The organism is uncultured Chryseobacterium sp., assembly GCF_913776365.1.
Lineage (GTDB): Bacteria > Bacteroidota > Bacteroidia > Flavobacteriales > Weeksellaceae > Chryseobacterium.
In genome coordinates, this window is sequence record NZ_CAJYMO010000193.1 from 1 (window position 1) to 10,347 (window position 10,347).

9 protein-coding genes and 1 pseudogene are annotated in these 10,347 nt (G+C 43.5%); 8 read left to right on the forward strand and 2 right to left on the reverse strand.

Annotated elements, in window-relative coordinates; all coding sequences use genetic code 11:
• Window positions 1-961: pseudogene (locus QZ735_RS09790) on the forward strand (hypothetical protein); the annotation flags it as partial.
• 47 nt (window positions 962-1,008) lie between these two features.
• Window positions 1,009-1,245 carry a hypothetical protein gene (locus QZ735_RS09795; RefSeq protein ID WP_294247541.1) on the forward strand — a complete coding sequence of 79 codons (237 nt, stop codon included), beginning with the start codon at window positions 1,009-1,011 and terminating at the stop codon, window positions 1,243-1,245.
• A 394-nt stretch (window positions 1,246-1,639) separates the two neighbouring features.
• Here QZ735_RS09795 and folP read toward each other — a convergent pair whose 3' ends face one another.
• A complete protein-coding gene (gene folP / locus QZ735_RS09800) occupies window positions 1,640-2,488 on the reverse strand; it encodes a dihydropteroate synthase (protein WP_294247543.1) in 849 nt (282 codons plus the stop codon).
• 112 nt (window positions 2,489-2,600) lie between these two features.
• Between folP and QZ735_RS09805 the strand changes: the two genes are divergently transcribed.
• From QZ735_RS09805 to tpiA, 4 genes are all read left to right on the forward strand, one after another.
• Window positions 2,601-3,146, forward strand: coding sequence for a DUF1599 domain-containing protein (locus tag QZ735_RS09805; RefSeq protein ID WP_294247545.1), 546 nt, complete (start codon window positions 2,601-2,603; stop codon window positions 3,144-3,146).
• Window positions 3,147-3,164: 18 nt separating this feature from the next.
• On the forward strand, window positions 3,165-4,280 hold the full coding sequence (locus tag QZ735_RS09810; protein WP_294247547.1) for a BT_3928 family protein: 1,116 nt from the start codon (window positions 3,165-3,167) through the stop codon (window positions 4,278-4,280).
• Between the two features lie 217 nt (window positions 4,281-4,497).
• Window positions 4,498-4,860 (forward strand): TerB family tellurite resistance protein, encoded by a 363-nt coding sequence (locus tag QZ735_RS09815; RefSeq protein WP_294247550.1) that lies wholly within the window; start codon window positions 4,498-4,500, stop codon window positions 4,858-4,860.
• A 41-nt stretch (window positions 4,861-4,901) separates the two neighbouring features.
• A complete protein-coding gene (gene tpiA, locus QZ735_RS09820) occupies window positions 4,902-5,663 on the forward strand; it encodes a triose-phosphate isomerase (RefSeq protein WP_294247552.1) in 762 nt (253 codons plus the stop codon).
• 792 nt (window positions 5,664-6,455) lie between these two features.
• Here the strand turns inward: tpiA and QZ735_RS09825 are convergent.
• Window positions 6,456-7,724, reverse strand: coding sequence for an esterase-like activity of phytase family protein (locus QZ735_RS09825; protein ID WP_294247556.1), 1,269 nt, complete (start codon window positions 7,722-7,724; stop codon window positions 6,456-6,458).
• A 470-nt stretch (window positions 7,725-8,194) separates the two neighbouring features.
• On the opposite strand from QZ735_RS09825, the gene QZ735_RS09830 reads away from it, so the two are divergent.
• Both QZ735_RS09830 and QZ735_RS09835 read left to right on the forward strand, forming a co-directional pair.
• Window positions 8,195-8,806 (forward strand): hypothetical protein, encoded by a 612-nt coding sequence (locus QZ735_RS09830; RefSeq protein ID WP_294247559.1) that lies wholly within the window; start codon window positions 8,195-8,197, stop codon window positions 8,804-8,806.
• Window positions 8,807-8,817: 11 nt separating this feature from the next.
• A complete protein-coding gene (locus tag QZ735_RS09835) occupies window positions 8,818-10,227 on the forward strand; it encodes a hypothetical protein (RefSeq protein ID WP_294247561.1) in 1,410 nt (469 codons plus the stop codon).
• Window positions 10,228-10,347 lie beyond the last annotated feature (120 nt).

The following is a 10,347-nucleotide window of genomic DNA, read 5'->3' on the forward strand; positions in this document are numbered from 1 at the left end:
GAAATACGGTGTCGGACTGGATATCAAAACAACGCTGGATAAAAATTCCTTTTTCAGGATAGATTACACTGAGGATGTCACCGCTTCCGGGGAATTTTACAGAAGGCTTTGGAATTTCAAGATGCGGATGGCCAACTATGGAAACAATATCCAGAACGACCGGTACTACCGCTTCAAAAGTGCCTCCGTTTCCTATCTGAATGACGTTACCAATGGCCTTACCCTGGCGTTTGCTGCCCGGAGGAATTATGAAGAAGCCCAATTCGATTATTCTTTCCGGAACCGCGGTGCAGGATTCGATAATTTCAATACCCTTTTTACCCTGAAGTTCTCACCGAATTCTACCAACATCATGACACCGCAGGGAAAATCGCTGATCGACCAGAAATACCCTGAGTTGTATGTCAATTACGAACAGAGCTATAAAGTGCTCGGCGGCGATTTCAACTACACCCGTTTCGATGCGCTTTTCGTCCACAACTTCAAAACGATGCTGGGAACTACGGGATTCAGGCTTTACGGAGGTGCCGTTTTAGGGGATGCCCCGATCTGGAAGAATTTCACCATGAACGGACTGGCATCGCCGCAAAGGGACTTTAATTTCAACCTGACTTCCTTCCTGGGCTTTGCCACCCTGGAAGGCGGAAAATATTACAATGACCGGTTCGTGGCCTACTATTTCACCCATAAGCTCCCGTATTATTTCAAAAGCTTCGGAAAGAATATCTCCAGCTTCGATTTCGTCCTGAGGGGAACCATCGGAAATATGAAACACCCGGAATACCATCAGTTTAAATTCCGCCCGTTGAACCACCTGTACCAGGAAGTCGGGCTGGAATGGAACAACTTCCTGTCCTCTTATTTCAATCTCGGCCTTTTTTACAGGGTCGGCTACTATACCACTCCGAATTTTATGCAGAACTTTGCCCTGCAGTTCAAACTGAAGCTGCTGGAGTTTTAAATCCAATCCATCCGATATAAGTTTAATAATAATACCAATACAATATCATGCAGAAAACCGAAATAAAAGCAGCCCCTTTTTTTGAGCTTCTCAAGCTGAGAGATACTTCCATGTGGGAAATCTTTGCCCAGATGATCGATGGGAACGAAAAGGAGATTATTTTCCTGGATAAGGAAGACAAAATCCTGTTTAATTATATCCTTCCTTCCACACCGGAGCAGCTGGAAGAAGACCGGAAGGAATTCTCAAAGCAATTTGCAGACAGGCTGGCGGATCTGAACTAACTCCGAGTGATGAGTGATGAGTTATAAGTTATGATTTATAAATTGAACATTAAGATTACCGGTAGAGGTTTTATTTCCGATGATTTTTAAGAATTAACATAAAAATCGGAGTAAAACCTGCATGAGGAGGCCGGAGCCGGATGCCGGAAGACTCTTTTGTCAGTAAGAGATCAAAAGTGTTCATATTCAGATAAAACGGTTTCCACTCTGGTTAAAAAGGAGTTCTGTGTAAAGTCATGTTGCACTGACCTGAGTATTACATCCCGATTCAATAACTGTCTGATTATAAGTCAAACATTATCGAATCCATCTTAAATTAAAACATGTAAGAAAAATGATAACCCGCAACCGATTATTCATCACTTATCATCCATCACTCATCACTTATAACTCATCACTCCTTTAAAAACCCTTCCACCGTTTTCTTTGCTTCGGCGACATCATGTACCCGCAGAATTTTCGCGCCCTGCCGCAGGACTTTCAGATGGAACTTCTGGGTTTCTTCATTGATATCATATGGTGATTTCCCGAGTGGCTTATAGATGAAAGATTTACGGGAAATACCGATCAGCAGCGGAAATTTTCTGAAGCCGAGGTATTGTACCTCATCCATCATTTTCATCTGGTCTTCCACGGTTTTCCCGAAACCGAAACCGGGATCAAGGATAATGTCATGGACTCCTTTTTCCAAAAGCTCCGCTGTTTTCTCCGAAAAATAAAGGTTGACAGCAAGCGTGATATCATCAAAAACGGTTTTGTCATGCATGCTTTCGTAACCCGGATTCACATGCATCAGGATGTAGGGAAGCCGGGTCCGGGCCACCGTATCAAACATTTCGGGATCGTACTGCCCGCCCGATATATCGTTGATGAGGTCGATCCCTTCGTTATAGCCGAAACTTACCGTTTGTGCATAGAAAGTATCCAGCGAAACCAGGGCCTCCGGAAATTCTTTTTTCATGAGGGAAATGATTTTTCCCGTTCTTCTGATCTCTTCTTCCGCCTTCAGGAATTCTGCACCGGGTCTGGTAGACTGGGGGCCGATATCAATGATTTCCGCTCCTTCCTTCAGCATCTGTTCCGCATGCTGCAGCGCCTGCTTTTCATTGTTGAATTTCCCGCCGTCGGAGAAAGAATCCGGAGTAAGGTTCAGGATGCCCATGATTTTCGGTGAGGACAGATTGATGAGCCTCCCGTTGCAGTTGAGAGAATCGTTTTCAGGGGTAGACAGATGATTTTGCATACCGCAAAAATACGAAGTTCCGGCTTTCTGTCTCCCGTTTAGTCCAAAAAACTCCCCCCTCTTTTCTGCTACCTGAAACCGAATTCGTATATTTGAAAGATTAAGAAAATTTATGTCAGACACATCAGTACAGTTCGGGGAAGTAATCGGTGCATGCCGTGAGCTTTTCGGCAAGAAATTACAGGATTACGGGGCAGCATGGCGGGTATTACGTCCAAGTTCAATTACGGATCAGATTTACATCAAAGTCAACAGGATCCGCACGATACAGATCACCGGGAAGAAAATGGTGGAGGAAAGCGAAGAAGGAGAATTCATTGCCATCATCAATTACTCCATTATTGCACTGATTCAGCTGGAAAAAGGCTTTTCCAATGATTTTAATGAAAACAGGGAAGACATCCTGGCATTGTATGACCATTATGCAGCTGAGGCACAGAACCTGATGGAAAGAAAAAACCATGACTACGGCGAAGCCTGGAGGGATATGAGAATTTCCTCCATCACCGATCTCATTTACCAGAAAGTACTAAGGACAAAGCAGATTGAAGACAACCAGGGTGCTACACTGGTGTCTGAAGGCCTGGATGCCAATTATTTCGATATGCTGAACTATGCCGTTTTCTGCCTGATTAAGTTTAAAAGAAAAACAAGCTGATTCTAAAACTGTTTAAATATGATCAAAGGTTTGCTACGTTTCGTTATCGCCGTTATTTTCATTCTTTCAGGTTTTGTGAAAGCGGTCGACCTGGTAGGGTTTTCTTTCAAGATGGAAGAATACTTCTCGCCTCCTGTTTTCAATATGCCTTTTTTTGAGAAATTTGCTTTGCCGCTGTCGGTCATCGTTGTGGTACTGGAGCTGCTCCTCGGATTTATGCTCCTGATCAAATTAAAACTAAAATTCACCCTTTCGGCATTGATCGCCCTGTGTGTATTTTTCGGGTTCCTGACGTTTTATTCAGCCTATTACAATGTGGTGACCGACTGCGGATGTTTCGGGGATGCTATTAAATTCACGCCCTGGCAAAGCTTTATCAAAGATGTCGTATTGCTGGCAGGTCTGATCATTGTGTTTATCCTGTACCGCAAAGACTTCAGGAAAAAAGATGCGTATACGTACAGCAGTGCAAAGAAAGACACAGGCAACACTTTCAGCTATATTCTTCTGGGGATTTTTGCAGCAGCCATGGTGGTTGTGGGAGCTTATGGGATCATGCACGAACCGGTGATAGATTTCAGGGATTATAAAACAGGAACCGATCTTAAGGCGGAGAAAGAAAAAATCAGCAAAAATCCTTCGGAATACAAGACTTTCTATTCCCTGAAAAATCAGAAAACAGGGGAAGTACTGAAGGTGAACCAGGATGATTATATTAAAGAAACAAAATACTGGGCAGAAGGTTCTCCATGGAAGATTGAGGAAGGAAAGAACGAATCTGTTCTGGTAAAAGAAGGCTACAGGTCTGAAATCGTAAAATTCAAGATCGAAGATCCTATGGGAACGGAAGTTACGGAAGAAATCCTGAGGGCCCCAAAGGCCATTCTGGTATTTTCCTATCATCCGAAAGAAGTTTCGCCGGAATTGCTGAAAAAGGTGGAGGCCAAAGTGAAAAGCCAGGGTGCCAATCCGGTCTATGGGGTTTCCACGGATCCTAATACCTTCAAAACGATTAAAAATATGATGATGGACGGAACGGCCATCAAAACCATCGCCAGAAGCAACCCTTTTGTCCTGGTGCTGCAAAACGGTAAAATCGTGGACAAGCAGCCGGCGAAAGACTATGTGGAATAGCAAAGCGGGAAATTGTACGGCGCTGGTAATTGATAAATTTTGCTGCGCGAGTCAATTTCCGGCCTGAGGTTAACTGACCATTCATCCACAGGAACTGACCATCGCCACAATATGCAGTAACGATAAAAAAAACTGAAGCGCTGACCAGCAGACATTCAATTTTGAATTTTGAATTTTTAAATAATAAATCCTGAACATTAAACCTTAAACTATATCAATGCAGAAATCCAACAAGCCGATTGCCGGTTACCATTTGCTGATGATCCTTTCTTCCGTAGACGGGGAATTTGCCCCCGAAGAAGGTATGATTGTGCAGCAGTACCTAGCTGATGAATTTCCTTTCAAAATGAACCTTGACAACGAGCTGGATGCCATTGCTACGCTTCAGCCGGAAGAATGGAAAGATCATTTTGAGTTTCATGCGCGCTGTTTCTATGAAGATTCCACAGAAGAAGAGCGCTCGAACTTCATCCAGTTTGCCAAAACACTGATCAAAGCCGATCATGTGGTAACTGATGAGGAGCATACCTTTTATACATTACTGAAAAACCTCTGGAATAGTAATACAACTGAAATATAAACAGGTAGTCATATACTACCTGAACCCTAAAATAAAAATTTATGAGAAGAAAAATAGTTGCCGGCAACTGGAAAATGAACAAGAATGTTATTGATGCCCAACAGCTGATGGTACAGTTGCTGAGTTACAAAAATAACCATGCTACAAACTGTGAGGTCTGGATCGCACCTCCTGCTTTATACCTGATGATGGCCAAAGATATTTTTGAAAAGGATGAGATCGGTGTATTTTCACAGGATATGAGCGAACATGAAAGCGGCGCTTATACCGGTGAGATCTCCGCTGAGATGCTGGAATCCATCGATGCTTCCGGTTCCCTGATCGGGCATTCCGAGAGAAGACAGTATCATGGTGAAACCGATTCCCACTGCAACAGAAAAATAAAGCTGGCCCTGGACAAAGGCCTGATCCCCGTATACTGTAATGGAGAGACCCTGGACCAGAGAAAGGCAGGCGAACATTTCGAAGTGGTGAAAAACCAGACGGAAGTAGCCCTTTTCACGCTTTCTGCAGAGGAAATTAAAAAAGTAGTGATTGCTTACGAACCGGTTTGGGCCATTGGAACAGGAGAAACGGCAACCCCTGAACAGGCTCAGGAAATCCATGCCCATATCAGAAATACCATTGCCGCAAAATACGGACAGGAGGTAGCAGATGAAATTTCCATCCTGTACGGTGGTTCCGTAAAACCGGACAACGCAAAAGAAATCTTTTCACAGCCTGACATTGACGGCGGACTGATTGGCGGTGCCGCCCTGAAACTGGAAGACTTCTCCAGGATTATCGAGGCCTTCCAATCTTAGAAACTTCATAAACCACCGGAATCCGGTGGTTTTTTTATTTACCATATACCCCGCCTTGTGGCCGGAATATGCCAATTATCTGACTTTAATATTAAAGAAGAAGTAGTGTGCCTTGTAATTCACTGCTCTTCCTGACTGAAAATAGACATACAGTTTTTTCTGATATATTCCTGCAAACAAGCTTGACAGTGGAAAGATCATCTTTTTTTCCGTAATATTATCCGGAATGATAATTCCATAAGATTCCTCGATTTCAGCTGTAATAAGATGCAAAAAAGTATCCTTGGATGAAGACATAATCAATTGTTTATCCGTTTTCAGTTCATGATGATACAGTGATATACGATAAATCTCTGTTTCCGGATGCAGGGCATAGATATTTTCCATAACTATTTTTGATTTAATTGATTGATTACAGCAAATCTAATCCTTAAAACCATCCCGGAGCCCTTTTTTCGATACATATTATAAATTTAACCGATTCGCTAAATCAATAACGATTTGATAAATTAAATAACACAATGATGAATAAAACACAAAACAAAACACTAATTAATAAATTATATTCAATTTAATTCACCTGTGATTAGAGATAAATGATAGTAAATGCAGCCATTTTAAGGAAAGTACCGGGAATATTAGTCTGGAAAAGGAATGGGTCCCTGTACAGGGAATAAATTTCTGACTAAACTGTCTCATGCAGAAGCCGGACACCTGTACGATGGTGATCATAGACAGGTAAAAAAAAAGCCTCCCGTATCCGGAAGACTTGAGAAATATAAGGAAAAACTTTTATGGAATGTCCACAATATACATCGTTCCTTTATCCACTTTTCCGGTTTTGGGAAGAATTTTCGCCTTCGGGTTTCCGTTTCCATCATCTACGATCCCGAAATCATCATCATTAAAAACAGCAAGTTTATTATTTCCGAGATAGACCATCCCCTCAAATTTGTCATGCTCGTATCCTAATTTTGCAACCAGGTCGACAGCGAGTGTTTTGGAAACGGCCTGTATCCCAGCAGCGGAAATTTCACTCCAGGTGCACTGTTCTAGGGCTTTCCCGTTGATCATCATCCCGTCAGCGGCACTCAGGTCAGATCCGTTGACATTCGATGCGCCTGAAATATTGATCCGGTACACCTTTTTGATCCCTCCCTGTGAACCGAAGTTTCCGTCTCTTTCAATAACCAGGAATTCCGTATTGCTGAGCGCAGTGATATCACATACGGAATCGGAAGCGCCGCCGTCCTGCTGATAAAGGAACTGTCTGGTTTGTCCGGAAGCAATATCGAAAGTAACGATTCGCGTAAGCGTTTTATTGGTAGCCGAATTCTTATTCGGTACATACATCGTCGACTGGATGGTTCCTACCAGGGTTTTTCCGTCCGGTGTGATGCACAGCCCTTCCATTCCCCTGTTAGGCCTTCTCTTGGCAAGAACTGCCGGCAATTTGCGGGTCCCCGTATTTACGCCGATCGGGCTGATCCTTTCCATTTCCACTCCGTCTGCGTTGTAATGAACGATGTGCGGGCCATACTCGTCGGATACCCAGAAGGTACCATCTGCTGCAGCCACAATGCTTTCGCTGTCCAGACCGTAAGCATCCGTCCCCAATATATTACCGTTAGCATCATAGGCTGTTTCACCCGTACTTCCCATTCCCGCAGGATTCGGAAGGCCGGTAATGGGTTGTCCTGACGGATTTTTAAGCTTTATGTATCTGATGACTTCAATATTTCCTCCGGCATTGATCTTGAAATGCATAATGGAAGGGGTGAAGGAAGGAGCCAGAAACTTCTTTCCATTCAGGTAATCCGTATTGGGTCCCCGGTCCGTAATGACATAGAACTCTCCTTTTCTTGTAGGGTGCGCTGCTGCACCGGAGCCGAAACCTCCGTTGATTACGGCCACATTATTGAGGGTGGCCAGCGTGGAAAAAGGGAATTCCTGCGGCAGCTTGGAGTAATTGATATCCTGGTTGTTCTCATCGATGATGACCTCATCTTTGCACGCCGTAATGGCAGCCAGCATCATGGCGGAAAGCAGTAGTTTTTTCATGTCTGTTTGTTGTGACGCGAAAATAAGGATGGCATGTGAACTGGCCATTAAGGCAATACTACCGGTATTTTAAGATATAAGACCGCAGATTACATTTTTATGAACGAAATACAGCCATGTTTTGTCCGGGTTTATTCTTTCACTGATTTCGTCCGATTGATATCTTTCACCGGTTACGCCCGGCCGGTATGATTCAGGACACAAAAAATAAGATGAATTTCCGGCTGAATAAAGTTGGATTGACAAAATAACCGGACCATCAGGAAAATCATCACAAGTAATGATAACAAAGCCCCGCCCACACTGGAAAAGCCCTGCACATAATAATTCACCACATGTTTGCCTTATCACATTTTTATGATATGAAAATCCGGAACCGATTGGTTTTTATGATTATAGTCATATAAAAATACGATCCCGTTGCAAAGGTTTGTTTGCTAATTTTTATATTTTTGCAAAAAAAAGTTAATATGAAAAAACTTATTTCTACTTTATCAATTGCCATTATTTCACACCTAAGTGGACAAGTAGGTATTAATACTAATGCCCCGAAATCCACGCTGGACCTGAACAAATCCACGGTTACCTCCCCTGATGGTTTCCTGACCGTACGCATAACCGGTACGGAGCTGGCTTCAAGGGACAACCTTTATGACACGGCCCAGAACTCTACGGTAGTGTATGTTACGGCAGTACCCACCACTCCTACAACAAAGACGTCCAATATTACCACGCCGGGATTTTATTTTTATAACGGAACCATTTCAAAATGGGTAGGCCTGAGAATTCCCAAATTTTTCTACATGCCTTCCATCCTGTTCGACACCACTACACTGGGCGCCAAAACCAAAGATCTTTATCAGCTGTATTACAACCAGTTCAATTCTCCGATGGTATCCAGTACAGGGGCTTTCGGTAAGATTCCTGTGCTAGGGAAAGGGGACCTTGAGTATTATATTACTTATTATGATACCAATACCTTCACCAATGTAAGTATTGATGCCAACGGACTGATGAATTACACGGTAAGCAATAATGCAACGGATGCCAGCTTTATGAACATCGTATTTGTGGTAAAATAAAAAATTCAGGCATGAAAATTCACAAGTATGTATTGGGACTATTTACAGCAGCATCCCTTCTGTCACCGCTCCCTCTTTCCGCACAATTCACCATCACTAATCCCTTGACAACAAGAGACATGACGGGTATAAAGGTAGGAGACAACGCCTATCTTACCGCTGCCACCGGGGCAGATCCTAACGGCGCGGGATGGCTCAGGCTTACAGAGGCAAAGGCCAACCAGAAAGGCTATATGTATGTCCTTCAGAGCTTTCCTACCACACTGGGCGTAATTGCCGATTTTGAATACAAGGACTGGCGAAATGTTGACGACGGATATCATGGTGCAGACGGATTTACCGTTTATCTTTTCGATGCCACGGTAACGGATGCCAATTTCAAACTGGGCGGCTACGGAGGTTCGCTGGGCTACGCTACGTACAGCAATCCCGCCAATACCACCGGTTTGTCCGGCGGCTATCTGGGCATCGGGCTTGATGCCTATGGAAACTATGCCAATAACGGTGAAAACAGGAACGGATCAGCCCCCGCAACTACCCTGACCTCCGGAATGCTTCCCAATGCTTTTGTTCTGAGAGGGCCAACCAGCAATACCTACACGAGTTCAAATGTGTACTTAGCCAGTGCACCTTTGGGTGACCGCAGCGGAACGGTAGACAACATCCGGCAAAGAAACGAAATTGATTATAATACGATTACGGCAACCAGGCCTGCAGACAATATTTTTTACAGAAGGGTTCAGGTGATTGTTACAAAGCCGGGGAATGATTATGTAGTCACCATCAAATGGCGGAAAGAAAACCAGACAACATTTACCCAGGTGCTTTCCTATACTTTAAGTTCGGCCACTTATCCTATTCCCACCAATCTGAAACTGGGATTCGCCGCTTCTACGGGAGGAGGGTTTAATTTCCAGGAAATCAGGAATATCATCCTTACCACTCCGGGGAACCTCAGGGTGGACAGCCGTTCGGACAGCTATTTCACCTGTAACGACAATACCAGCAATATTACCTTTAAAGTAGAAGTCAGCAATGACACCGATGCCGCACTGAACAGCATTGATTTTACCGGTAAAATAACGGACGAGAACAATAATGTCCTCGATACTTCCAAATTTTCAGTCAGCAGTGTTTCCACTACAGGATTTACAAATTCCAACATTCCGCCCTCAGGATTTACATCCAATAATATAAGCGGTACTGTGGGACTTACTGCCAGATCTTCAGGAATCGTTACCGTTACCGGGAAATATTATAAAAAAGGAATAGGCAACAACCGTAATTTCAGGATGGTATCCAATGTCTCTTCCAGCCAGATTAGCGATACGGACATTACCAACAATACGGCCACCACAGCTATTGAAGTGAGAAGATGTTCGGTTCTCAGCAATCCTATGCTTCCGGCCTATTCAAAATAAGAGCTTGTTTAAAAAGAAATTTAGAAATAATTTGTAAAATAAGTCGGTCAGTCGGAACTTTGTATTTCACCACAAAATCAGAGTTCATGACAAAGAAATATCTTCGCCTGACTGACCGGC